This window comes from Sphingomonas dokdonensis (genome assembly GCF_002197685.1).
GTDB lineage: Bacteria > Pseudomonadota > Alphaproteobacteria > Sphingomonadales > Sphingomonadaceae > Sphingomonas > Sphingomonas dokdonensis.
Genome location: NZ_NBBI01000006.1, coordinates 1 through 24,792, shown reverse-complemented (window position 1 = coordinate 24,792; position 24,792 = coordinate 1). Strand labels below are relative to the sequence as shown.

The window sequence follows — 24,792 nt, the reverse complement described above, 5'->3', positions numbered from 1 at the left end:
GCGGCTGCTCTTCCCCACAGGTGCCCCGAATGAAGGCCGCTCCCTCGCTTTCCGATCCGATCGTCATTGCGCATCGCGGCGCGTCGGGCGAGCGGCCCGAACATACGATCGCAGCCTATGAACTGGCGATCGCGCAAGGGGCGGACGTGATCGAACCCGATCTGGTGCCGACCAAGGACGGCCATCTGGTGGCGCGGCACGAAAACGAGATCAGCGAGACGACCGACGTTGCCGATCATCCCGAGTTCGCTGCCCGACGCGCGACCAAGACGATCGACGGCAAGACGCTGACGGGGTGGTTCACCGAGGATTTCACGCTGGCCGAGCTGAAGACGCTGCGCGCCAGGGAGCGGCTGCCGCTGATGCGACCTGACAATGCCAAGTTCGACGGGCAGGAGGCGATCCCGACGCTGGAGGAGGTTATCGCACTGGCCAAGCAGCACGAAGTGGCGATCTATCCCGAGACCAAGCACCCGAGCTATTTCGCGTCGATCGGCAAGGGTACGGACGCGCCGCTGCTCGCCGCGCTGCGCAAGGCGGGGTGGGACAGCGCCGAGGCGCCGGTGTTCATCCAGTCGTTCGAGGTGGAGAATCTGCGCCGGCTGAAGCAGGCGACGCGGATCCGGCTGATCCAGCTGGTCGATGGCGAGGGCGCGCCGGCGGACGGTGCCGCGCCGAGCTATGCCGCGATGGTGACGCCGGAGGGCTTGCGCGACGTGGCGACCTACGCCTGGGGGATCGGGCCCAACAAGGCGATGCTGTGGAACGGCAGCCTTGCGACGAGCCTCGTCGCGGACGCGCACGAGGCGGGGCTGCGGGTGCATCCCTGGACCTATCGCGCCGAGAATTATTTTCTGCCGAGTCGCTTTCGCGACGGGATCAACCCGCGGGGGCATGGCGCGCTCGCAGACGAAATTTCGTCGGCGCTTCACCTTGGTATCGACGGATTCTTCACCGATTTTCCTGCAACAGGCGTACAGGCGCGTGATCGGGCGCGGGGAGTGAAGTGATGCGTAAGGGTGCAATGATTGCGGCGGTGGCCGCCATTCCGTTGATGACGGGCGGCTGCGTGCGGACCGCGGCGAGCGTGGTGACGGCGCCGTTCAAGGCCGCCGGCCAGGTGGTCGACTGGACCACGACGAGCCAGGACGAGGCCGATCGCAACTACGGCCGCAAGATGCGCAACAAAGAAGCGCAGGAAGGCCGCGAGCGACGCGAGTGGGAAAAGCGGTGCCGCAAGGATCCGGAAAATTGCGGATCGTATGACGGCTATGTCGCCAGTCACCACAATTGATCGTGGACCGGTGTAGCTGATCCGGCGGGTGCGCCGGATCAGCGGCGGCCGTTCAGGCTGCGCGCCGCTGATTGGTGGCGAGAATGTCGCGCGCCGCGCGCTGTGCCGCCGCAATCTCGCGTGCCGACATGTCGTCAGCGATTTCCGCACGCGCTGCTTGCGCTAATGCGTTGCCGGCGACCGCCGCGAGGTTGAACCACTTGTGCGCCTCGACGAGGTCGTAATCGGCGCCGTCGGTGCCGGTGGAATAGGCGACGCCCAGATCGTAGCAGGCATTTCCGTCGCCGTGCATTGCAGCAGGCAGTCGGCTGTCGAGCAGCAACTGCGCGTTTTTCAGGCTAGTTCCCATGGTGATGGCCCCTGGTTGAAGTTCCCCAGGCGCGTTGTGCGACGAATCGCCTCTCCAAATGGTTAACGGCTAATCCAGCACGATTGCGACGTTGTCGATCAGCCGCGTCTGCCCCATGCGGGCGGCGGCGAGCAGCCGGAGCGGACGATCGGGTGCCGGGGCCTCGGCCAGTGTCTCGGCGTCCACCACGGCGACATAGTCGACCATGAAGCCCGCGGCGGCGAGACTGTTCTGCGCCTCCGTGATCGCATCTTCGGCCGGGACGCCGCGGGCGATCGCACGCGCCGCAACGCCCAAGGCGCGCGGCAGAGCGATCGCCTTCGCGCGCTCTTCTTCGTCGAGGTAGATATTGCGGGAGGAGAGGGCGAGCCCATCGTCGTCCCGCTGGGTCGGCACGCCGACGATCTCGATCGGGAAATCGAGATCGGCGACCAGCCGGCGGATCACCTGCAATTGCTGATAGTCCTTTTCGCCGAAATACGCGGCGTCCGGCCCAACCTGGTTGAACAGCTTGGCAACCACAGTGGCGACCCCATCGAAATGGCCGGGCCGCGCGGCGCCATCCAGCCCCTCCGTCACGCCATTGACGCTGATGTTGGTCGCGAAGCCGTCGGGATACATGACCTCGACCGGCGGCAGCCAGAGCAGGTCGCATCCCGCCTCGACCAGCAGCCGCGAGTCCGCCGCCTCGCGCCGCGGATAGCGCGCGAGATCCTCTTTGGGGCCGAACTGCTTGGGATTGACGAAGATCGACACGACAACCTTCGTGCCGGCGCGCTTTGCGGCATCGACCAGCGCGAGGTGGCCGGCGTGCAGCGCGCCCATGGTGGGCACAAAGGCAACGCGCGCACCCTCCGCACGGAACGCTGCCACAGCCGCGCGCAGATCGCTGAGAGTACGGACGGTTTGCACGCGGGCGAAACTCCACTCGAAACGTAACCGGCGGGCATCTATGGGGATCGTTGCACGCGATCAACAAAGGATGCGATGATTTGCCGACCGGTCCCGACAATACTCATGTGATCGTCTTCGCCAATGAAAAGGGTGGAACGGGCAAGTCGACAACGGCGGTGCACGTCGCGATTGCCCTTGCCGTGCGCGGTGCGCGGGTGGCCTGCCTCGACCTCGACCACCGGCAGCGGACCATGGGGCGCTACCTCGACAATCGTACCGAATCGGTACGCCGATTGGGTTCGGACCTCGCAATCCCGCGCTATCGCACGGCGCATGAGGATTTCGAGCAGGCCTATGAGGAGATGCTGGGCGACGCCGATTTTCTGGTGATCGACACGCCCGGCCGCGACGATCCCTATGCGCGCGCGGCGGCGACGCGGGCGGATACATTGGTCACGCCGATGAACGACAGCTTCGTCGATTTCGACCTGATCGGGCAGGTGCACCCCGAAACGTTCAAGGTCACCCGCCCGAGCTTCTATTCCGAGCTGATCTGGGATGCGCGCAAGGCGCGCGCGAAGGCGGACGGATCGACCATCGACTGGGTGGTGCTGCGCAACCGCCTGCAACATATCGAGGCGCGCAACATGCGCCGCGTGTCCGACGCGCTGGACCAATTGTCGAAGCGCGTGGGCTTTCGCGTGATTCCGGGTTTGGGCGAGCGCGTGATCTATCGCGAGCTGTTTCCCAGCGGCCTGACCATGCTGGACGCCAAGGAATTCGGCGCGATGGGGCTGGGGCATGTCGCGGCGCGGCAGGAATTGCGCGAGATGATGGCCGGGCTGCAACTGCCCGAGCCGGCGATGACGAGCGCGGCATGATCTTCAAGCTGCTGATCGCGCTGTTGGTCGCCTACGCTGGCTGGCGGGTGTGGAAGCACGGGCTTGGCCCGGCAAAGCCCCGGCGGCGCGCGGTGGCGCAAGCTCCGGGCGGCGATGCCGGGGCTGCGCGCCGCCTGCTGGGGGTGGACAGCGCCGCCGACGAGGCGACGATTCGTGCGGCCCACCGGCGCCTGATGGCGGACGCGCATCCCGATCGCGGCGGATCGGCGGAGCAGGCGCGCGCGCTGAATGCGGCGCGCGACACCTTGCTCGGACGCGCAGGGTAGCGCCGGGGGCGACCCGGCGCTTGCAGCAGGATCAGGCGGTGGCGCCCGGCTCCTGCCGCTCGCGATCCTGGTAGAATTTCTGCACCACGGCCCAACCCTCCGCCGCACTCTCGACATAGGTGAAGATGCCGAGGTCGCGTTCGGAGATCACGCCTTCCTCGACCAGCGCCTCGAAATTGACGACGCGCTCCCAGAATTCGCGGCCGAACAGCAGCACCGGGATCGGCGCGACCTTGCCGGTCTGGATCAGCGTCAGCAGTTCGAACAGCTCGTCGAAGGTGCCGAACCCGCCCGGGAAGGCGGCGAGCGCCCGCGCGCGCAGCAGGAAGTGCATCTTGCGCAGCGCGAAATAGTGGAACTGCATCGACAGCGACGGGGTCACATACGGGTTCGGCGCCTGTTCGTGCGGCAGCACGATGTTGAGCCCGATCGATTCGGCATGGACGTCCGCCGCACCGCGGTTCGCCGCTTCCATGATCGACGGGCCGCCGCCCGAGCACACGACGAAATGGCGCATGCCCTGCTCGTCGCGCGGGAAGTTGCTGGCCAAGCGGGCGAGTTCGCGCGCCATGTCGTAATATTTCGACTTGGCGACCAGCCGCTCGGCGATGTGGCGGTGTTCCGGATCGGCAAGCTCCAGCGCGGCCTTCGCCTTTTCCGGCTCCGGGATGCGAGCCGAGCCGTACATCACGAAAGTGGAGCCGATGTGCGCTTCCTCCAGCAGCAGCTCTGGCTTTAGCAGCTCAAGCTGGAAGCGGACGGGGCGCAGGTCCTCGCGAAGCAGGAAGTCCATGTCCTGGAACGCGAGCTTGTAGGCCGGGTTCTCGGTCTGCGGGGTGGAGATGTTGCCCTTCGCCGATTCGGCATCCTGGCGGGCCCGCGGGAAGGTGCGGCTCGGTACGCGTGTTTCTGTCATTTTGGGGGCCATTAGCGGAGTTTCGTGGCCGGATCGATCGGCTTTTTTTCGGCCGGTGACACTGCGCGGTCAGCGGCAGAATTTCGCCTTGTCGTCCTCTAGGTGGAAGTGGTTGCGGTGCGCGCTGTTATAATCGGGGCTCAGCACGGTGCCGAAACGCTTGCAGGCCGAAGCGTGGATCACCCGCATGAAGCGCCGCACGTCCGGATCCGGCGAGTTCCAGTCGTTGAGCACGGATAGGCGGCGGCCGTCCTTCAACTGAAAGCCGCCGATGTCGATGGCGTTGGCGATCGAATGGCCCGAGCGGCGCGCCGTGCCGGCAACGTTGCGGCAATTGTAGCTGCCCATGCTTTCCACCTTGGCAAGCTCGCTGCCCAGGATCTGATAGGCGGCGGGCGCCACAGCGTTGCGCGCCCACTGCGCATAGGTGCGCGCCTGGCCGCAGCGCACGGCGCCGAGGTTCGTCGTCGGCACGCCGATGTCGAGCAGCTTCACCGTCCCGACGATGCCGCAGCCGGGCCCAAAGGTGCGGTCGGGCAGTGGATCAAAGACGACACCAAGCTCGCGCAGGTCGCGGTGGCATTGCGCCGTTTCGCGCGCCGAGGGCCCGTCGATCGTACGGGCAGGCGCCCGCGAGTCGCGACGCGCTGGCGGCTCCGATCGGCCGCATGCCGCCAGCATCATCGCCGTCGCGAGAAAAAGAACCGAACGCACTTCTACCCCCACCCGCGCATCGTCGGATCGCGCCAGCCTGTCTTTTTACAGCTGTTCTCAGAAAGAAAGCGGCTCCCCGCGTGGCGCGGGGCGAACGGAGCATGTGAAGGGGCGAGCCGAAACCCGGGCACCGTTGGGCGGTTGCCACGTTACCCTGCCGAGACTAGAGCCGTCGGCGGGCCACGCGGTCCCAACGCCGCGCGTGCTCTCTGTAAGGAGAGTCTATATGACTGATACGACGCTCGCCGACGCCACCAATGCGCCTGCGAAACCCGCCACCAAACCGGCGCGACCCTATTTCTCCTCCGGCCCCTGCGCCAAGCCGCCGGGCTGGGATGCCGCCAAGCTGTCCGACGCCTCGCTGGGGCGCTCGCACCGATCGAAGATCGGCAAGCAGCGGCTGCAATATTGCATCGATCTGATGCGCGAGCTGCTGAAGCTCCCTGACACACACCGTATCGGCATCGTGCCGGGTTCCGACACGGGCGCCTATGAAATGGCGATGTGGACGATGCTGGGCGCGCGCCCGGTGACGGCGCTCGCGTGGGAAAGCTTCGGCGAAGGCTGGGTGACCGATGCGGTCAAGCAGCTGAAGATCGATCCGACGGTGATCCGCGCCGATTACGGCCAGCTGCCGGATCTGGCGCAAGTCGATTGGTCGAACGACGTGCTGTTCACCTGGAACGGCACCACCAGCGGCGTGCGCGTGCCGGACGGCGACTGGATCGCCAACGATCGCGAGGGGCTGAGCTTCGCTGACGCGACCAGCGGCGTGTTCGCCTACGACCTGCCGTGGGACAAGATCGATGTCGCGACCTTCTCGTGGCAGAAGGTGCTGGGCGGTGAAGGCGCGCACGGCGTGCTGATCCTCGGCCCGCGCGCGGTCGAGCGGCTGGAAAGCTACACGCCGGCCTGGCCGCTGCCCAAGGTGTTCCGCCTCACGTCGAAGGGCAAGCTCGCCGAGGGCGTGTTCAAGGGCGAGACGATCAACACCCCGTCGATGCTGGCGGTCGAGGATGCGATCTTCAGCCTCGAATGGGCCAAGTCGCTGGGCGAGCGCGGGTTGATCGCGCGGTCCGACGCGAATGCGGCGGCGCTGGACGAGATCGTCCAGACGCGCGACTGGCTGGGCCATCTCGCGACCGATCCGGCGTCGCGATCGACCACCAGCGTGTGCCTGACGGTGGATGCCGACGAGGCGGTGATCAAGAAGATGGTCTCGCTGCTGGAGGCTGAGGGCGCCGCCTATGACATTGGCGGGTATCGCGATGCGCCGCCGGGGCTGCGCATCTGGTGCGGTGCGACGGTCGACACGGCGGATATCGTCGCGCTCGGCCCGTGGCTCGACTGGGCCTACGCGACGGCCAAGAACGGCTGACCTTCCTGTGCCTCGGCGAAGGCCGGGGTCGAGTATCGGCGCGTGCATGATGATTCGCAGCGCCCCTTTGCTTCAACTTTCCCAACTGGGCCCCGGCCGTCGCCGGGGAACGGAGTTTCGAACATGGCTAAAGTGCTTATCAGCGACAAAATGGACCCCAAGGCCGCGCAGATCTTTCGCGAGCGCGGCGTGGAGGTGGACGAGATCACCGGCAAGACGCCGGACGAGCTGAAGGCGATCATCGGCCAATATGACGGCCTCGCGATCCGCAGCTCGACCAAGGTGACCAAGGAGATTCTCGAGGCGGCGACCAACCTGAAGGTCGTCGGGCGCGCCGGCATCGGCGTCGACAATGTCGACATCCCCGCGGCCAGCGCGAAGGGCGTGGTCGTGATGAACACGCCGTTCGGCAATTCGATCACGACCGCAGAGCACGCCATTGCCCTCATGTTCGCGCTGGCGCGCGACCTGCCGGAGGCGGACCGGTCGACGCAGGCCGGCAAGTGGGAAAAGAACCGCTTCATGGGCGTCGAGGTCACCGGCAAGACGCTGGGCCTGATCGGCGCCGGCAACATCGGCTCGATCGTCGCCGATCGCGCGCTCGGGCTGAAGATGAAGGTCGTCGCTTACGATCCGTTCCTGACCGAGGAGCGTGCGCTGGAGCTGGGCGTGCAGAAGGTGACGCTGGACGAACTGCTCGCCCGTGCCGACTTCATCACGCTGCACACGCCGCTGACCGACCAGACGCGCAACATCCTGTCGGCCGAAAACCTCGCCAAGACCAAGAAGGGCGTTCGGATCGTCAACTGCGCGCGCGGCGGGCTGATCGATGAGGCGGCGCTGAAGGAAGGGCTGGACAGCGGTCATATCGGCGGTGCGGCGCTCGACGTGTTCGTGACCGAGCCGGCGAAGGAAAGCCCGCTGTTCGGCACGCCGAACTTCATTTCGACGCCGCACCTCGGCGCCTCGACGACCGAGGCTCAGGTCAATGTGGCGATCCAAGTCGCCGAGCAGATGGCAGACTATCTTGTGTCGGGCGGCGTCACCAACGCGCTCAACATGCCGAGCCTGACCGCGGAGGAGGCGCCCAAGCTGAAGCCGTACATGGGCCTGGCCGAAAAGCTCGGCAGCCTGGTGGGGCAGCTTGCGCATGGCGCGATCGACCGCGTGTCGATCCACATGGAGGGCGCCGCGGCGGAGCTGAACCCCAAGCCGCTGACCAGTGCGGTGCTGAAGGGCTTCTTAGGCACGCAGACCGATACGGTGAACATGGTCAACGCGCCGGTGCTGGCGCGCGAGCGCGGCACGGAGGTGCGCGAGATCCGCACCGAGCGTGAAGGCGATTACCAGACGCTGCTGCGCGTGTCGGTGCGTACCGCGGACGGTGAGCGCTCGGTCTCCGGCACGCTGTTCGGTGACCAGGCGCCGCGCCTGGTGGAGCTGTTCGGCATCAAGGTCGAGGCCGATCTGACGGGCTCGATGCTGTATGTCGTGAACGAGGACGCACCGGGTTTCATCGGCCGGCTCGGCACGACGCTGGGCGAGGCGGGGGTCAACATCGGCACCTTCCACCTCGGCCGGCGCCAGGCGGGTGGCGAGGCGGTGCTGCTGCTCTCGGTGGACGAGCCGGTGACGGCGGACCTGCTGGCAAAGGTCAAGACGCTGCCGGGCGTGAAGACCGCGATGGGGCTGCGGTTCTGAGGTAGCGCCGAATAGCCCTCTCCCCTCTGGGGAGAGGGTTGGGAGAGGGGCAGTGCCGAAGACAGACGAGCTGTTGCTTGCCCGTGCCCGAGCCATGCGCAGCGCAATGACCCAGCCCGAACGCGAGCTGTGGACTGCGCTGCGCAGCAAGCGGTTCGCGGGTGTGAAGTTCAGCAGGCAGGTCGTGATCGGCCGCTACATCGTCGACTTTGTCGCTCGGTTCCGTTGCTTGATCATAGAGGTTGACGGCGACACCCACGCCGGCGACGAGGCACGCGATGCTGTGCGAAGCCGATGGCTCGAGCAGCGAGGCTATCGTGTCATCCGCTTCACGAACGCCGATGTGATGACGAACTTGGACGGGGTGCTTCAGATGATTGCCGTCGCGTTGACGACTATCCCTCTCCCAGACCCTCTCCCCGAGGGGGAGAGGGCTTAATGATGACCATGCTGCTTCCTGAGGGATTTCGCGATCGCTTGCCGCCGCATGCCGATGCCGCCGCGGCGGTGGAGTCGCGCGTGCTGGGCGTGGCACATGCCTATGGCTATGAGCGGGTCGATCCGCCGCTGGCCGAATTCGCCGAAGGGCTGGGGTCTCGGCTGAAGGATGGGGCGCTGTCGGACGCGGTGCGCTTCGTCGACCCGGTGAGCCAGCGCACCATGGCGATCCGCCCCGACATCACCGCGCAGGTGGCGCGGATCGCCGCGACGCGCATGGCGCATCACCCGCGCCCCGTGCGGCTGAGCTATGCCGGATCGGTGCTGAAGCTGCGCGGCGGGGCGTTGCAGCCCGAGCGCGAGGCGCGGCAGATCGGCTGCGAGCTGATCGGGCTGGATACGGTGGCCGCCGCGCGCGAGGTGGTGACGGTGGCGGTCGAGGCACTGGGCGCCGCCGGGGCGAGCGGTGTGTCGGTCGATTTCACGTTGCCCGATCTCGTCGATACGCTGGCTGCCGGCGCCTTGCCGGTGGGCGACGTGGAGCGGCTGCGCGATCGGCTGGACGCCAAGGATGCGGGCGCGGTGGCGGCGCTGGCGCCCGATTACCTGCCGCTGATCGAGGCGGCGGGGCCGTTCGATGCGGCGATCGCGCGGCTGCGGTCGTTCGATGCGAGCGGCGTTCTGACTTCGCGCCTCGACGCGCTGGAGGCGATCGCGGCGGCGATCGGTGACCGCGCCACGCTGACGCTCGACCCGACAGAGCGGCATGGCTTCGAATATCAGACGTGGCTCGGCTTTTCGCTGTTTGCCGCAGGCGCGACGCGCGAAGTGGGGCGCGGCGGTACCTATACGCTGATGCATGAGGGCGATGCAGAGGAAGCGGCGACCGGCTTTTCGCTGTTCGCGGCGGCTATCGCGGGCGACGGCGCGGGTGAGCGGCGGCGACTGTTCCTGCCGGTCGGCACCCCGGCGGCAGACGGCGCGCGGATGCGGGCGGCAGGCTGGGTGACGGTGGCGGCGCTGGAGCCGGGCGACACGCCCGAGGCGCAATTGTGCACGCACCTGTACGCCGATGGGGAGGCGCGCGCCCTGTAGCGTGCACCCCCCAAAGGTTGACACCGGGCGCGTCGCCCCGCTACCGGCGCGGCGCATTTCTGGACCCTTCCCATCGCCGAGTCCTGTCGAAGGGCGGTGGGGATCTCCCGGCAGGGGGAGCAGTGTATCCATGGCGAACGTAGCGGTGATCGGCGCCCAATGGGGCGACGAGGGCAAGGGCAAGATCGTCGACTGGCTGGCCGAACGCGCCGACATGGTGGTGCGTTTCCAGGGCGGGCATAACGCGGGCCATACGCTGGTCGTCGGCGAGAATGTGTACAAGCTGTCGCTGCTGCCGTCGGGCATCGTGCGCGGTACGCCGTCGGTGATCGGCAATGGCGTGGTGCTCGATCCCTGGGCGCTGCGCGACGAGGTGAATAAGCTGGCGGGGCAGGGGATCACCATCACCCCTGATACGCTGCGTATCGCCGATACCTGCGCGCTGATCCTGCCGTTCCACCGCGATCTCGACGGGCTGCGCGAGGATGCGAGCGGGGCGGGCAAGATCGGCACCACCCGGCGCGGCATCGGCCCGGCATACGAGGACAAGGTCGGCCGCCGCGCGATCCGCGTGTGCGACCTGGCGCATCTCGACCAGTTGGAGCCGCAGCTCGACCGGCTGACCGCGCATCACGACGCGCTGCGCGCCGGCTTCGGCGAGCCGCCGATCGACCGGGCGCGGCTGATCGCCGACCTGGCGGAGATCGCCGAGTTCGTCCTGTCCTTCGCCAAGCCGGTTTGGCGCGACCTGAACGAGGCGCGCGCCGCCGGCCGCCGCATCCTGTTCGAAGGCGCACAGGGCGTGCTGCTCGATATCGATCACGGCACCTATCCGTTCGTGACCTCGTCCAACACGATCGCGGGCGCCGCGGCGGGTGGATCGGGCATGGGGCCGGGCGCGGTCGGGTTTGTCCTCGGCATCGCCAAGGCGTACACGACGCGCGTCGGATCGGGGCCGTTCCCGACTGAGCTGGAAGATGCCACGGGCGAGCGGCTCGGCACGCGCGGGCGCGAGTTCGGCACGGTGACGGGCCGCAAGCGGCGCTGCGGCTGGTTCGACGCGGTGCTGGTGCGCAAGTCGGCGGCAGTAAGCGGGATCACCGGCATCGCGCTGACCAAACTCGACGTGCTCGACGGGTTCGAGCAGATTGCGATCTGCACCGGCTATCGCCTCCGCGGCGAGACGCTGGACTATTTCCCGTCGCACGCCGCCGATCAGGCGGCGGTGGAGCCGGTGTACGAGACGATGGAAGGCTGGTCCGAATCGACCGCCGGCGCGCGCAGCTGGGCCGACCTGCCGGCACAGGCGATCAAGTACATCCGCCGGATCGAGGAGCTGATCCAGTGCCCGGTGGCATTGGTGTCGACCAGCCCGGAGCGCGAGGACACGATCCTGGTGCGCGACCCGTTCGCGGATTGAGGTGATAGGCGGCTTCTCCTCGCGCTTGGCGGGGAGAAGCTTTGCCTTGCGGTGCCTTTCCGTTACGTCTCCCGGCAAAAGATCGGGAGAGAATGATGGGCAAGGTGGTCCGCATCGGGGGCGCAGGCGGCTTTCTGGGGGATAGCTCGGTCGCGGCGCCGCAGCTGCTGGCAAGCGGCATGCTCGATTACATGATCCTCGATTATCTTGCCGAAGCGACCATGGCGCCGCTCGGCCAGCTGAAGCAGGTGCGCCCCGAGCAGGGCTATGCGCGCGATTTCACCGAATGGGTGTGGAAGGACAATCTCCACGCATTCAAGGAACAGGGCGTGCGCGTCGTCACCAATGCGGGCGGCGTGAACCCGGCGGCGTGCCGCGCGCGCATGGAGGCGCTTGCCGCAGAGGCGGGGCTGTCGTTCAAAATCGCGATCGTGACCGGTGACGACCTGATCGATCGCGTGCCGGATTTTGCCACCGCGGGCGTGACCGAGATGTTCAACGACGCGCCGTTCCCCGAGCCGACAAAGGTGTGGACCGCCAACGCCTATCTCGGCGGCGGGCCAATCGCGGCGGCACTGGCGGCGGGCGCGGATGTCGTGATCACCGGCCGGGTGGTGGACAGCGCGCTGACGCTGGGGCCGCTGATGCATGAGTTCGGCTGGGGGGCGGACGATCACGACCGGCTGTCGGCGGGGTCGCTCGCCGGCCATGTCATCGAATGCGGCGCGCAGGCGACCGGCGGCCTCTTCACCGATTGGGAAAAGGTGCCCGATTGGGCGCACATCGGCTATCCCATCATCGAGTGCCACGCTGACGGCGACTTCATCGTGACCAAGCCGGATGGGACCGGTGGCCTCGTCTCTCCGGCTGCCGTCTCCGAGCAGATCCTCTACGAGGTTGGCGATCCGCAAGCCTATGCGCTGCCCGACGTGGTATGCGACTTTTCGCAGCTCAACGTGACCGCTGAGGGCGAAGGGCGGGTGCGCGTGTCGAACGCGAAGGGATATCCGCCGACCGGCAAGCTCAAGACCTGCGTGACGTTCGAGAACGGGCACCGGTTCATCGGCATCATGCCGGTGGTGGGCCGCGACGCCGCCAAGAAGGCGCAGGCACAGGCGGACGCCGTGCTGACGCGCGTGGGCGAGATGCTGCGCGGGCGCAACCTGCCGCCGCTGCGCGACACCCGCGTCGAGCTGCTCGGCATCGAGGCGAGCTATGGCGCGCAGGCGAACCCGGCGCTCGCCGCCACGCGCGAGGTGATCGCCCGGATCGGCGCCGAGCATGAAGACGCGGACGCGCTGGGCATCATGATGCGCGAGTTCGATTCGCCGACCACCTCGATGAGCGTAGGTTCGACCGGCTGGTTCGGCGCGCGGCCGACGATCTCTCCGGTGTCGCAGGTATTCTCGTTTCTCGTCGATGGCAGCTCGGTGGCGGCAACGGTGTCGCTGGGCGACGAGACGATCGCGGTTGCCAACCCGGCGCCTGCAACGCCGTTCGAGGAGGCGATGATCGTCAGGCCGGACGCCGCCAGCAAGCCTGCTGGTGACGAGGATCTGGTCGAGGTGCCGCTGATCGAGGTTGCCTGGGCGCGATCGGGGGACAAGGGCAACGCCTTCAACGTCGGCGTGATCGCGCGCCGGCCCGACTTCCTGCCTTGGATCCGGGCGGGGCTGACCGAGGATGCGGTGCAGGCGTTCTTCGCGCATGAGTTCGAGGGGGCGAGCCATCCGGAGGTGCGTCGCTACGACCTGCCGGGCATGAACGCGATCAACCTGCACTGCATCCAGTCGCTGGGCGGCGGGCAGTTCGCCAGCCTGCGGCTCGATGCGCTCGCCAAGGGCAAGGGGCAGCAACTGCTGGACATGAAGGTGAAGGTGCCGCGGCGGCTGCTCGGCTGACATCCGATGTGCGCTTCGGCGGGCGGCGATCAGCCCCCGCCGAGCGCGCGTTGACGGCGGCGCTGCACCGAGCTGCCGATCCCCATCGCTTCGCGATATTTCGCCACCGTACGCCGCGCGATGTCGAAGCCCTTGGCATTGAGCAGCTCGACCAAGGTATCGTCGCTCAGGATCTTGGCGCCTTCATTGGCGATCAGCGCCTTGATCGCGCTCTTCACCGCTTCGGCCGACACGGCATCGCCGCCATCGGCCGACTGGATCGCCGAGGTGAAGAAATATTTCAGCTCGAACAGCCCGCGCGCGCAGCTGAGATATTTGTTCGACGTGACGCGGCTGACCGTCGATTCGTGCATCTCGATCGCATCGGCGACCTGCCGCAGCGTGAGCGGGCGGAGGTGCGAGACGCCGTGAACGAAGAACGCCTCCTGCTGGCGCACGATCTCGGTTGCGACCCGGATGATCGTCTTTTGTCGCTGATCGAGCGCCTTCACCAGCCAGTTGGCACTGGCGAGCATGTCGCCCAGCCATGCCTTCGACGCCTTGTCCTGCGACCCGGCGGCGAGCTCGGCATGGTAGCGCCGATCGACCAGCACGCGCGGCAGGGTGGAGCTGTCCAGCTCCACCACCCAGCCAGCGGGGCTGCGCCGGACGTGAAGGTCGGGCGTCACCGCCTGCATCGGCTCCCCGCCGAAGCGAACGCCGGGCTTGGGATCGTAGCTGCGCAGCTCGCGGATCATGTCCGCCATGTCCTCGTCATCGACCTGGCAGATGCGCTTCAACCGGGCGAGATCGCCGCGCGCGACGAGATCGAGATGATCGATCAACCGTGCCATGGCCGGATCGTAGCGGTCTGCTTCCTTGGCCTGGAGCGCGATACATTCCGCCAGATCGCGCGCACCGACGCCGGTGGGATCAAAGGTCTGGATCACGGCAAGGACGCGCTCCACCTGGACCAGCGGCACGCCGAGCCGTGTCGCGACATCGAGCAGCGCGCTGGTCAGATAGCCGGCCTCGTCGATCAGATCGATCAGGTGCTGTGCAACGAACAGGTCCACGCCGGTCAGCACCGCACCGGCCTGCTGGAGGAGGTGATCGGCCAGCGAGGCACCGGCGGCGGCAAAGGCATCGAGGTCTGGCCCGTCCTGGCTGGCGCTGCTCGAGGCGCCATTTAGCCCCAAGCCGTCGCCCGCGGTGCCGAGACTGTCGGACGGGCTGTCGTCGAAGCGCTCACTGGCGACGTCGACATCGAGCGATTCGCCGGCTGCCTCGCCCGCCATGACCAATTCGTCGGCAGGTGCCGGCTCGTCACGCGCCACTTCGCGCTCGCGCTCCGCGACCGGCGCATCGTCGCTCGACGGCACGGCTTCGAGCAGCGGGTTCTTTTCCAGCTCCTCCGCGATCACGCCTTCGATCTCGAGGTTCGACAACGCCAGCAGCTTGATCGCCTGCTGCAGTTGCGGCGTCATCACCAGCGATTGCGATTGGCGCAGATCGAGGCGGGGCGCGAGGCTCATGCCGCGATCACCAGCCCATCTGCCAACGGCGCGCCGATGAGAAGAAGCATGTCCATCCGATCAGAGCGAAAACTCTTCGCCCAGGTACAGCCGTCGCACGTTCGGATCGGCAACGAGATCGGCGGGCGCGCCGGTGAACAGCACGCGGCCGTCGTAGATGATGTAGCCGCGGTCCACGATGTCGAGCGTTTCGCGAACATTGTGATCGGTGATCAACACGCCGATGCCGCGCCGCTTCAGATCCTTCACCAGCCCGCGAATGTCGGCGATCGACAGCGGATCGATGCCGGCGAACGGCTCGTCCAGCAGGATGATCGACGGGTCGGCGGCGAGGGCGCGGGCGATTTCGGCACGGCGCCGTTCGCCGCCCGACAGGGCCATGGCCGGCGCGTCGCGCAGCCGCGTGAGGCCGAATTCCTCCAGCAACGTATCGAGCTTGCGCTGCCGGGCTGCCGCATCGGGCTCGGCCAGTTCCAGCACGGTCAGAATGTTCTTCTCGATCGTCAGACCGCGAAAGATCGAGGTCTCCTGCGGCAGATAGCCGAGCCCCAGGATCGCGCGGCGGTACATCGGCAGGCCGGTGATATCCTCGCCGTCCAGCATGATGCGGCCGGCGTCGGGCTTCACCAGTCCCATTACCGAATAGAAGCACGTCGTCTTGCCGGCGCCGTTCGGCCCCAGCAGCCCCACCACCTCGCCGCGCGCGACCGACACGGACACGTCGCTCAGCACAACGCGCTTGTCATAGGATTTCGCAATGGAAACGACCTGCAGGCCGCTCGCAATCGGGGCTTCCTGGATCGGTTCTGGCGAGGTCAGGGTGGTGGTATCGTCCATGATCGGTTTGCAGCCTTGCGCTCACGCCTGCCAACCCGCCGGGGCGGGTCGGCTTGGCAGGATTCATGCATGAGGTTGCGGCGCGACGGAACCCCTCTTGCGATCAGTTGCGGTTCGGAACGGAGAAGGTGCCTGTGACGCGGCCAGATGGCGCTGTGGTCACATTGCCGGCGCCGCTGCCGCCGCCGCGGACGGAGGAGCCGTCGATCACCGCGCGCCCGGTGTCGAGATTGATCGTCAGCCGCCCGCCGTTCACCGTGTTCGACCCTTGGGTGAGGGTAACGGCGCCAACCATGGTGATGATCCGCTTATTGAGATCGTATACCGCATATTGGCTGCGCGCCGTTTGATCGGGCCGGCGCACCACGACGCCGCCAGCCGCATCGAGCCGCGACACCTGCGGATTACCGCCAACCACCTGGCCGGTGTAGTTCACCGTCATGCGTGCCGAGTTCAGCGACATTTCCGCCTGGCGCACCGCGACATTGCCCGAGAGGACCGCGCGATTGGCGCGATCCTGCAGCTCGATCGTATCCGCACCGAAGTCGATCGGCGCGTTTGTGTTGTGGCGCGTTTGCGCCTGGGCGCTGGAGGCGATCAATAGCGCAAGAAGGGCCGCTCGTTTCATGACGCGCTATCTCGTGCCTCGCGGGTTCACACGCAAGCGGGCATTGCCACGCAATGTCACCGTTCTTGCCTCCAAGTCCGCATCGAGCCGGTCCGCTGCAAACGTGCCCTGCGAAACGGTGCCGGTGACGCCGTTGCGCGACTGCAGCGTGCGCGTCTTGAGGTCGACCGTCGCATCCTGCGTATCGAGCGTGTAATTGTTGGGGCCGCGGAAGGCGATCGGTCCATCGACCTTCACCCGCTCGCTTTCCATGTCGTAGCGGCCGGTCGGGGCCGTCAGCGTCGCCGGCCCGTCCTGCAATCCGATCTCTGCCGCAAGCTTGTTGATCTCCACCACCGGTTCGGCGGAACTGCGCTGCACGGCAGAACCGGCGTTGAGCGCGAAAGGCTGACCCTTGGCGTCCGTGCCGCGATATTGCGCGCGCTGGATCTTGAGGCGCTCCTTGGCGACCTCGACCTTGTTCTTGTCGAGCACGAACGACACGTCGCCCGCGCTGGTCAGTGGCGCCATCACCAGAAAGGCGGCAAGCACGCCAATCAGCACCGGTAGGAGCCAGTGGGTGGTCGCAACGATCTTGTCGTGCCGGCTGCCCGGCGCCGCCCATCGTTGGCGACGCGTGCGTTCCCGGACAGCAATGTCAGACATGCGCGCGCTTCTCCGCCATGGATCGTTCCGCCGGATCGGTGCTTGTCAAACGCAGCCAGCGACGAAAGTTTCGTCCGCGATCCTGCGGATGCCCCACATCTACTGCCGCCGGATCACACATGGGCGAAGATGTCAGCCTCCGGCCAACCGGCAAGATCCAGCTCGGCACGATGCGGGAGGAAGTCGAAGCAGGCTTGCGCCAGTGCGGTCCGCCCTTCGCGGGCCAGCCGGCGATCAAGCTCGTCGCGCAGGCGATGCAGGTAGCGCACGTCGGATGCGGCATATTCGCGCTGCGCCTCGCTCAGCTCCGGGCCGCCCCAATCGGATGATTGCTGCTGCTTGGAAATATCCTGCCCGAGCAGCTCGCGCACCAGCTCCTTCAATCCGTGACGATCGGTGTAGGTGCGCACCAGGCGGGACGCGATCTTGGTGCAATACACCGGCGCGGCAACGATGCCCATATAGTGGCGGATCGCCGCGATATCGAACCGGCCGAAGTGGTACAGCTTCAACCGGGCGGGATCCGCAAGCGCGGCGCGCAAATTGGGCGCCTCGTACGTCGAGCCCGGATTGAAGCGCACGAGATGCTCGTCGCCCATGCCGTCGGAAATCTGCACCAGGCAGAGCCGATCGCGCGGGGTGATGAGGCCCATCGTCTCCGTGTCCACCGCAAGCGGCGCACCGGGGGCGAATACATCGCCAGGAAGATCTTCTTCGTGAAAATAAACGGTCATGGCGCAGCCGTAGCGCGGCGAGGGGCCAGGCTCAACAATCGCTGAAGAACCGGCATGTTTATGAACTTGGACGCGATAAGCTGTGCTTTGGGCGCGACAGTTGCGCAATGATCGGTGAGGGATGCTTGCTTTTGGAGACGAATCTGTTCGCAGCGCGCGCATCGATGCGCTATGGGGAGTCGTGTGGCGCATCAGCTTTCGCGTCACGAAGCCCTGCGTCGGCCGTCCATCGCGTGGGTCTTGAAACTGATTTGCGGGCGGAGCGGGAAGACGAACAGGGTTTATGGGTTACGAAAAAGGTGGCCGCGGCAATCGTGGCGGACGCGGGCGCGACAAGCGTGACGGCTTTGGCGGCGACGATTTCGGCGGCGGCAGCGATTTCGGCGGCGGTGGTGGCTTTAGCGGCGGCGGCTTCGGTGGTGATCGCGGCGGCTTCGGCGGCGGCGGCTTCCGCAGCGGTGGCGGCGGCTTCGGCGGCGGTGGTGGCGGCTTCGGCGGCGGCGGCGGCGGCGGTGGTTTCCGCGGCGGCGGCGGTGGTGGTGGCGGCTTTGGCGGTGGCAACCGCATGCCCCCGCAGGTCGTCGGCGAAGGCACGGGCGTTGTAAAGTTCTTCAACGGCCAGAAGGGCTTCGGCTTCATCGTACGCGATGACGGCGGCGAAGACGTGTTTGTGCACATCTCGGCCGTTGAGCAGGCGGGTCTGTCTGGCCTGGCCGAAGGTCAGCCGCTCGGCTTCACGCTGGTCGATCGCGGCGGCCGCATTTCGGCAACCGAGCTGAAGATCGATGGCGAGCCGATGCCGGTAACTGACCGTGCGCCCCCGCGCGACGGTGGCTTCGGTGGCGGCGATCGCGCGCCGCGCGGTCCCGCAGCCGGTGGCACGCAGCGTCAGCTAACGGGCGAAAAGGCGACCGGCACGGTTAAGTTCTTCAACGCCATGAAGGGCTTCGGCTTCATCCAGCGCGATGATGGCCAGCCTGATGCATTCGTGCACATCTCTGCCGTCGAGCGCGCCGGCATGGTGAGCCTGAACGAGGGCGACCGCCTGTCGTTCGAGATCGAAGTCGATCGTCGCGGCAAGTACGCTGCGGTGAACCTGTCTTCGTCCAGCTGATTACCCCCGCTTCGTAGATAGGAGAGGGAGGGCCGTCCGGGGTAACCGGGCGGCCCATTCTTTTTGAGGTCGTCGCGCCGGCGAGGGGTCGAGGCAAACTGTCTGATTTGTCGCTCGGTATCATCGGCTCTAAAAATCTGAGGCCGCGTCAAATACCGAATATTTTCGAGTCGGTGCGCGGTTTGCGACGCGAAGCATTTAAATGTGCGGCCTGTGCTGGCAAAGATGGGATGGCTCGTTCCTCGGGCACGATCTGATCGAAAGGCCTATTCTTGCGCGTTTTTCTCCCGCTGCTGCTTTCTGTCGCCCTTCCTGCCCTTGCCTCGGCACAGGCCGCGGCTCCTGCGACCGGTGCCGCCGTGCCCGCTGGCGACACGGCGACCGAGGACGCGAAGCTGCGACAGATCTTTCATGAAAGTGACGAAGCGCGCCTGCGGCGTAATCCGGTCGAGGCGATCTTCCGCGGAGATCTGCGCTATGCCGATCGGCTGGGCGAGTATCTGACCCCGGCCTTTGAAGCGGCAGAACGGCAGGCGCTGGTCGACGATCTGAAGGCACTGGGCCGTGTCGATCGCGCGCGGCTCTCGCCGGTCGATCAGATCGCCTATGACGTGTTCAAATCCGATCGGGAGCGCGACCTGAAGGGCTATGCGCCTGGCTTGCTGCGGATCAGCGAGGTTCTGCCGATCAACCACTTCGGCGGGCTGCAGACCTTTTATCCCGAATTCGCTTCCAGCCAGGGCGCGGCGCCGTTCAAGACGGTGGCCGATTACGAGAACAACCTGAAGCGTAACGCGCAATATGCCGCCGTCGTGGATCGCATGATTGCCCGTGCACGCGAGGGCATGGCGCGCGGCATCATGCCGCCCAAGCTCGTCGTCAAGAATGTCATCGGGCAGCTCGACAATCTGTTGGCAGGCGCGCCAGAGGCGTCGCTTTTCTACCAGCCGGTGACGAAGTTCCCCGATTCGATCGGTGCGGCTGATCGTGCGCGGCTGACCAAGGCTTACGCTCGCCAAGTCAGCGAGGTGGTGAACCCCGCGCATCGCCGCCTGCGCGACTTTCTGCAAACCACCTATCTTCCAAAAGCGCGTGACACCGTCGGGTTGTCGGCGCTGCCGGGTGGCGCAGCCTATTACGAGTATCTGATCGAGAACAGCACCACGCTGCCGCTAAAGGCGGACGCAGTGCATCAACTCGGGCTGTCCGAAGTGGCGCGGATCCTCACGGAAATGGAGACGCAGAAGACGCGTGCCGGCTTCTCCGGGACCTTGCCCGAGTTTTTCCAATATCTTCGTACGGACCCGCGCTTTCAGCCCAAGTCTGCCGAGGAAATCGCCGCCGGCTATGCCGCGATTGGGAAGAAGGTGGATGCGCGCGTGCGCGAGCAGTTCAGCCTGATCCCGAAAACGCCGCTTGAGATCCGGCCGGTGCCGGCGTTCCGTGAAAAGACCGACGCGGCGGGATCGTACCAGTCGGGCACGCCCGACGGCTCGCGTCCGGGTGTATTCTATTACAACACCTATGACCTGCCGAACCGCTATCTGTGGGGCATGGAAACGCTGTACCTCCATGAGGCGGTGCCGGGGCACCACTTCCAGATCAGCCTGGCGCAGGAAAACACGGCCTTGCCGGCGTTCATGCGCTTCGGTGGCAACACGGCCTTTGCCGAAGGCTGGGGGCTGTATGCCGAGACGCTGTACCCCGAGCTGGGGCTGGAGACCGACCCGTATCAGCGAATGGGTGGCCTGAACGACGAGATGCTGCGCGCCATGCGCCTGGTGGTCGATACCGGCATCCATGCAAAGGGCTGGACGCGCGATCAGGCGGTCAAATACATGCTCGACAATTCGCCGATGCCGGCCAGCGATGCTGCGGCAGAGGTGGAACGATACATCGCCATCCCCGGTCAGGCGCTTGCCTATAAGATCGGCCAACTGACGATCCTGCGGCTGAAGGCAGATGCGAAAAAGGCGCTGGGCAAACGCTTCGATCCGCGTGCGTTCCACGCGGTGGTGCTGGATACGGGCGCGCTGCCGATGCCAGTCTTGGAAAAGAAGGTGGCGGACTGGATCGCGAGCCAGCGGTAAGCATCAGGGCATGGCACCGCTGTTTCGCGCGATCATGGCGGGCGGGTCCTTACGCGACCGGCTGATCGCGAGTGTCGGCGGGGTGTTTGGGATCGGCGTCACGGCCGCGGTCAGCTTCCTGCTGCTGCGATCCGCGGCGCCGCTGCCGCTCATCGTTGCGCCGATGGGTGCATCGGCCGTGCTCATCTTCGCGGTGCCGGCGAGCCCACTGGCGCAGCCCTGGCCGGTAGTCGGCGGCAACGTCATCTCGGCACTGGTCGGCATCACCGCTGCCAGACTGGTGCCGGATACCGCACTGGCGGCGGGCGTGGCGGTGGGGGCGGCGATCCTCATCATGTCGCTGCTGCGTTGCCTCCACCCGCCGGGTGGTGCCGCGGCGTTGACGGCGGTGATCGGCGGGCAGCATATCGCAGCCGCGGGCTATTGGTTTGCGCTGCTGCCGGTCGGCATCAATGCGGTGCTGCTCGCGGCCACGGGGTGGCTGTTTCACCGCCTCTCTGGCCATTCCTATCCGCATCGCCCGGCTGTTGGGTCGAGCGCGGCCGAGACCAGTCCCGAGCCGCACCTTGATGATGTTGACCGCGCGCTGGAAGATCTTGGCGAAACTTATGACATCAGCAAAGAGGATCTGGCGTTGCTGGTGGGGCGGGTGACGCACCATGCAAGGGCGAGAACCGGCCGGCGCTAGGCCGGGCCGATTGCGCGTCTCGCGCCGCTCGCTTCAGCCTGCCGTCTGCTCGCCGCGGAGCAAGCGGCCGGGCGTGCGGCCGGTCCATTCGCCCTGTTTGAATGTGGGCACGCCCGATTTCACCGTCCAGCGATAGCCGCGTGGTTGCTGTAGCAGGCGGGTGCCGCCGGCGGGCAGATCCTGCACGATCTCGGGCGGGGCGAGGTGTAGATCGTCGATGGCGATGACGTTCAGGTCGGCCTTCAGCCCGGGCGCGAGGACACCGCGATCATGCCAGCCGACGTGCCGTGCGTTGCGCTGCGTATAGCCATGCACCAGTTGCTCCAGCGGCGCGCTGAGGCCGGACTTGCTGCCGCGGGACCACAATGCGATCGTCGTGGTGGGAAAGCTGCCGTCGCAGATGGTGCCGCAATGCGCGCCGCCGTCGGAGAGGCCGTAGAGCACGTGGCTGCCCGTCATCATGCCGTGAACATCGTCCAGGTTGCCGCGGGCGTAGTTGATCAGCGGCATGTAGAGGAGGCGGTGGCCGCCATCCTCCATCAGGGCGTCATAGACGTAAGCGGCTGGATCCATGTTCGCGCGTGCGGCTTCGGCGGCGATCGACTGGCTTTCGTGCGGCTCGTAATCGACTGGATCGGTCATGCGGAACATGCGGGAAAAACCGCGCGTGATCAGGGCGATAAAGCCTTCGCTAGCGTGAAAGGCGGCGTGTTCCGCAAGGATCGCGGCGCGGATCTCCGGGTCGGCGAGCGCCTTGAGCCGATCGGCGACGGTGGCGCTTTGCGACGCGATCCGGCGATAGGTGGGGGCGACGACGAAGGGGTTGGTGGTGGAGGCGAAGGAGAGGATCGCGCCGATCGGACGGGGGGCGACCTGCGCGCTGACGGGGAGGCCGTCGGCGACCATGGATTCGATTTCGCGATAGATGCTTTTCCAACGATCGGGCGCGTCATCGGTCTGCTGCACGGTGAAGGAGACGCGGCGGCCGCTGGTGGTGGCGAGGCGGCGGATCAGCTGGAGCTCGGCGGCGGCGAAATCGTCGTCGGCGGTGAGATAAGCGTCTGAAATCAACTGGATGACGCCCTTGCCGGTCTTGCGCAGCGCCGCGGCGATGCCGAGCAGTTCGGGATCCTCGGCGGTCAGCGTGCCGATGTTGAGGCCGTCGCGGCTGCGGTGCGCGTGGGTGCGGGAGGTGGAAAAGCCGAGCGCGCCGGCCTCCATCGCCTCGGCGGTGAGGGTGGCCATGCGGGCGACCTCCGCCTCGGTGGGGCGCTCCATATGGTCGCCGCCGCGGTCGCCCATGACATAGGCGCGCAATGCCGCGTGGGGCATGTGGGCGCCGAGATCCATGGTATATTCGCGCTGGCTCAAGGCATTGAGATAATCGGGAAAACTTTCCCAATTCCACGTCAGCCCCTCGGCCAGCGCGGTGCCGGGAATGTCCTCGACGCCCTCCAGAAGCTGGATCAGCCAGTCGTGTTTGTCGGCTCTGGCCGGGGCGAACCCTACGCCGCAATTGCCCATGGCGGCGGAGGTGACGCCGTTGATCGAGGAGGGGGCGAGGATCTGGTCCCAGGAGACCTGGCCATCGTAATGGGTGTGGATATCGACGAAGCCAGGGGTGACGATGCATCCGTCTGCGTCGATGGTTTCGCGGGCCGTTCCAGACACTTGGCCGACGGCCACGATCTTGTCGCCTTCAACGGCGAGGTCGCCGCGGTAGCGGGGGGCGCCGGTGCCGTCGACGAGGGTGCCGTTCTTCACCAAGAGATCGAACATGTGGCCTCTCCTTAGGTCGTCATGGGGTCAGTCCGGCCTGGTGCCGGCGAAGATTGGCCTGCTTCCGGAGAAGATCGGCCACGTCTGGCGTACCCGCGGCCTCATCGTGGCAGACCGAGAATTTTTGCTGCTTGCTCGGGTGTCGCAATCGGGCGGCCGGCCTCTTTGGCGAGGGCAACAACCTCGGCGATCAGCTCCAGATTGCCTGGGCGACGCTCGCCGCCGAAATCCTCCAGCCCGACGCGGACGTGGCCGCCGCGTTCGATCGCTAGGCGGGCGAGGCCGGTGTCGACCACGCAATCGCCGATCGCGGCGACCGCCCAGGGGAGCGTGGAGCCTTCGAGCATTTCGAGATAGGCGTCGAGCGCCTTCTCGGTCGGCGGCAGGCCGAAGGTGACGTTGCTGCGCTTGCCGTCGAGGAAATTGTAGCGGCCACCGAAATAGAGCTTCACGAAGGTGCCGGCGGGGAGCCGCCCGGCCTGTTCATAGGCCAGCGCGGTGCGCAGCCAGCCGGGTTCGTAGATCGCGATGGCGGGGCCGAGCTTCTCTGCCTCGTGGAGGTCGGCGAGCCAGGCGATGTCGCGATAGGTGGTGGCGTAGAGGATTGAGGCGCTGGGGAGGCCATCGGGGCCGTGCGTGCCGAGGTTGACCGAGCCGGGATCGAACGCGCCCATGCGGACGCCGGCGCGGGCGAGGCCGCGGTAGTGGCCGAAGCGCGCCTCGACATCGGGGCCGGTGGCGACGGTGCCCCATAGGATCGCGTCGGGCCGCGCGGCGAGCACGGGGGCGTAGGCCGCCATGTAGCGGTCGACCGCGGCGTCGCCGGTCACGTCCATCCGCTCGATATGCGTGTGGACGATCGCGGCGCCGGCCTCCATTGCGGCGAGCGCCTCGCTCGCGAGTTCGGCCGGGGTGATCGGGGTGTTGGGGTTGCGGGACTTGGGGGTGGCGCCGTTCAGCGCGGCTTCGATGATGAGGGGCTGCATGTCAGGTCGCCGCGGACCGACGAGGCGTTGCTGAAGTGGCATCGCGCCGGGACCCGAGGTGCTGGGCGTGTTGTCGCTGCAACAATGGGCGACAGTGCGCGCGGACGGATGGATCCCGGCTCAAGGCCGGGATGACGGGGGAAGTGAGGGGCTGCTTTGCCCCACGCGACGTCCTGATGGGAGGACGCGACTGAAGGTCGGGCGTTATCCCCGCCGTTGTGCCGGGGTGGGTCCGGCACCCAGAGTGCCGCACTTCATCGGCGTGGGGATGTGCGGCACGGTGGACCCCGGCACGGGGCCGGGGTGACGTGGTGGTTTGAGGAAGGGCGCGCTGCCATTCGTGTAGATGGGCAGCGTGGCCCGGTGGCGAGAGACGCGTCCAAAATAGTGCTGTCGCCCACGCCGTCATGCCGGGCGTGTCCCGGCATCCACTGCGCCGCACGCCGTGAGCCTGAGGGTGTGCGGCACGGTGGACCCCGGCACGGGGCCGGGGTGACGGGGTCCACCGT

24 protein-coding genes are annotated in these 24,792 nt (G+C 66.8%); 13 read left to right on the top strand and 11 right to left on the bottom strand.

Annotated features, from left to right (window positions below; translation table 11 throughout):
- The first annotated feature begins 29 nt into the window (after positions 1-29).
- The gene (locus SPDO_RS13770; protein ID WP_088368092.1) at positions 30-1,010 is read left to right on the top strand and encodes a glycerophosphodiester phosphodiesterase; all 981 of its coding nucleotides are present in this window, start codon (positions 30-32) and stop codon (positions 1,008-1,010) included.
- Positions 1,010-1,294, top strand: coding sequence for a hypothetical protein (locus SPDO_RS13765; protein WP_088368091.1), 285 nt, complete (start codon positions 1,010-1,012; stop codon positions 1,292-1,294). Before SPDO_RS13770 ends, SPDO_RS13765 begins: the two co-directional genes overlap by 1 nt.
- Before the next feature lie 52 nt (positions 1,295-1,346).
- Here SPDO_RS13765 and SPDO_RS13760 read toward each other — a convergent pair whose 3' ends face one another.
- The gene (locus SPDO_RS13760; protein ID WP_088368090.1) at positions 1,347-1,643 is read right to left on the bottom strand and encodes an SEL1-like repeat protein; all 297 of its coding nucleotides are present in this window, start codon (positions 1,641-1,643) and stop codon (positions 1,347-1,349) included.
- 69 nt (positions 1,644-1,712) lie between these two features.
- A complete protein-coding gene (panC, locus tag SPDO_RS13755) occupies positions 1,713-2,555 on the bottom strand; it encodes a pantoate--beta-alanine ligase (RefSeq protein WP_088368089.1) in 843 nt (280 codons plus the stop codon).
- Positions 2,556-2,635: 80 nt separating this feature from the next.
- On the opposite strand from panC, the gene SPDO_RS13750 reads away from it, so the two are divergent.
- Both SPDO_RS13750 and SPDO_RS13745 read left to right on the top strand, forming a co-directional pair.
- Positions 2,636-3,418, top strand: coding sequence for a division plane positioning ATPase MipZ (locus SPDO_RS13750; RefSeq protein ID WP_088368182.1), 783 nt, complete (start codon positions 2,636-2,638; stop codon positions 3,416-3,418).
- Positions 3,415-3,705, top strand: coding sequence for a J domain-containing protein (locus SPDO_RS13745; protein WP_088368088.1), 291 nt, complete (start codon positions 3,415-3,417; stop codon positions 3,703-3,705). Before SPDO_RS13750 ends, SPDO_RS13745 begins: the two co-directional genes overlap by 4 nt.
- Before the next feature lie 31 nt (positions 3,706-3,736).
- Here SPDO_RS13745 and SPDO_RS13740 read toward each other — a convergent pair whose 3' ends face one another.
- Both SPDO_RS13740 and SPDO_RS13735 read right to left on the bottom strand, forming a co-directional pair.
- A complete protein-coding gene (locus SPDO_RS13740) occupies positions 3,737-4,621 on the bottom strand; it encodes an LOG family protein (RefSeq protein WP_088368087.1) in 885 nt (294 codons plus the stop codon).
- A 69-nt stretch (positions 4,622-4,690) separates the two neighbouring features.
- Positions 4,691-5,305: an extensin family protein gene (locus SPDO_RS13735; protein ID WP_088368181.1), complete on the bottom strand. Its 615-nt coding sequence runs from the start codon at positions 5,303-5,305 to the stop codon at positions 4,691-4,693.
- A 256-nt stretch (positions 5,306-5,561) separates the two neighbouring features.
- On the opposite strand from SPDO_RS13735, the gene SPDO_RS13730 reads away from it, so the two are divergent.
- From SPDO_RS13730 to SPDO_RS13705, 6 genes are all read left to right on the top strand, one after another.
- Positions 5,562-6,713, top strand: coding sequence for a phosphoserine transaminase (locus SPDO_RS13730; RefSeq protein WP_088368086.1), 1,152 nt, complete (start codon positions 5,562-5,564; stop codon positions 6,711-6,713).
- A gap of 123 nt (positions 6,714-6,836) precedes the next feature.
- Positions 6,837-8,414 carry a phosphoglycerate dehydrogenase gene (gene serA, locus SPDO_RS13725; protein WP_088368085.1) on the top strand — a complete coding sequence of 526 codons (1,578 nt, stop codon included), beginning with the start codon at positions 6,837-6,839 and terminating at the stop codon, positions 8,412-8,414.
- A 52-nt stretch (positions 8,415-8,466) separates the two neighbouring features.
- Positions 8,467-8,853, top strand: coding sequence for an endonuclease domain-containing protein (locus SPDO_RS13720; RefSeq protein ID WP_342746682.1), 387 nt, complete (start codon positions 8,467-8,469; stop codon positions 8,851-8,853).
- A 2-nt stretch (positions 8,854-8,855) separates the two neighbouring features.
- Positions 8,856-9,947: an ATP phosphoribosyltransferase regulatory subunit gene (locus SPDO_RS13715; RefSeq protein WP_088368084.1), complete on the top strand. Its 1,092-nt coding sequence runs from the start codon at positions 8,856-8,858 to the stop codon at positions 9,945-9,947.
- 130 nt (positions 9,948-10,077) lie between these two features.
- A complete protein-coding gene (locus tag SPDO_RS13710) occupies positions 10,078-11,367 on the top strand; it encodes an adenylosuccinate synthase (protein WP_088368083.1) in 1,290 nt (429 codons plus the stop codon).
- 92 nt (positions 11,368-11,459) lie between these two features.
- On the top strand, positions 11,460-13,268 hold the full coding sequence (locus SPDO_RS13705; RefSeq protein ID WP_088368082.1) for an acyclic terpene utilization AtuA family protein: 1,809 nt from the start codon (positions 11,460-11,462) through the stop codon (positions 13,266-13,268).
- 29 nt (positions 13,269-13,297) lie between these two features.
- On the opposite strand, the gene rpoN is transcribed toward SPDO_RS13705, so the two are convergent.
- The 5 genes from rpoN to SPDO_RS13680 all read right to left on the bottom strand — a co-directional run bounded on the left by rpoN (position 13,298) and on the right by SPDO_RS13680 (position 17,626).
- Positions 13,298-14,782 (bottom strand): RNA polymerase factor sigma-54, encoded by a 1,485-nt coding sequence (gene rpoN / locus SPDO_RS13700; protein WP_088368081.1) that lies wholly within the window; start codon positions 14,780-14,782, stop codon positions 13,298-13,300.
- A gap of 60 nt (positions 14,783-14,842) precedes the next feature.
- A complete protein-coding gene (lptB, locus tag SPDO_RS13695; protein WP_088368080.1) occupies positions 14,843-15,619 on the bottom strand; it encodes an LPS export ABC transporter ATP-binding protein in 777 nt (258 codons plus the stop codon).
- A 103-nt stretch (positions 15,620-15,722) separates the two neighbouring features.
- Positions 15,723-16,247: an LptA/OstA family protein gene (locus SPDO_RS13690; RefSeq protein WP_088368079.1), complete on the bottom strand. Its 525-nt coding sequence runs from the start codon at positions 16,245-16,247 to the stop codon at positions 15,723-15,725.
- Between the two features lie 6 nt (positions 16,248-16,253).
- Positions 16,254-16,892, bottom strand: coding sequence for an LPS export ABC transporter periplasmic protein LptC (gene lptC / locus SPDO_RS13685; RefSeq protein WP_088368078.1), 639 nt, complete (start codon positions 16,890-16,892; stop codon positions 16,254-16,256).
- A 113-nt stretch (positions 16,893-17,005) separates the two neighbouring features.
- Complete coding sequence (locus SPDO_RS13680) at positions 17,006-17,626, bottom strand: ribonuclease D (RefSeq protein ID WP_088368077.1); 621 nt, start codon at positions 17,624-17,626, stop codon at positions 17,006-17,008.
- 283 nt (positions 17,627-17,909) lie between these two features.
- Between SPDO_RS13680 and SPDO_RS17265 the strand changes: the two genes are divergently transcribed.
- From SPDO_RS17265 to SPDO_RS13665, 3 genes are all read left to right on the top strand, one after another.
- Complete coding sequence (locus tag SPDO_RS17265; protein WP_088368076.1) at positions 17,910-18,740, top strand: cold-shock protein; 831 nt, start codon at positions 17,910-17,912, stop codon at positions 18,738-18,740.
- 272 nt (positions 18,741-19,012) lie between these two features.
- Complete coding sequence (locus SPDO_RS13670; RefSeq protein ID WP_425441959.1) at positions 19,013-20,830, top strand: DUF885 domain-containing protein; 1,818 nt, start codon at positions 19,013-19,015, stop codon at positions 20,828-20,830.
- Positions 20,831-20,840: 10 nt separating this feature from the next.
- Positions 20,841-21,518 (top strand): HPP family protein, encoded by a 678-nt coding sequence (locus SPDO_RS13665; protein ID WP_088368075.1) that lies wholly within the window; start codon positions 20,841-20,843, stop codon positions 21,516-21,518.
- Positions 21,519-21,551: 33 nt separating this feature from the next.
- On the opposite strand, the gene SPDO_RS13660 is transcribed toward SPDO_RS13665, so the two are convergent.
- Together SPDO_RS13660 and SPDO_RS13655 are read right to left on the bottom strand one after the other, a co-directional pair.
- The gene (locus SPDO_RS13660; protein WP_088368074.1) at positions 21,552-23,297 is read right to left on the bottom strand and encodes an N-acyl-D-amino-acid deacylase family protein; all 1,746 of its coding nucleotides are present in this window, start codon (positions 23,295-23,297) and stop codon (positions 21,552-21,554) included.
- A gap of 101 nt (positions 23,298-23,398) precedes the next feature.
- Entirely contained in the window at positions 23,399-24,283 is an 885-nt protein-coding gene (locus tag SPDO_RS13655; protein ID WP_158212199.1) for a beta-keto acid cleavage family enzyme, read from the bottom strand.
- Between the last annotated feature and the right edge of the window lie 509 nt (positions 24,284-24,792).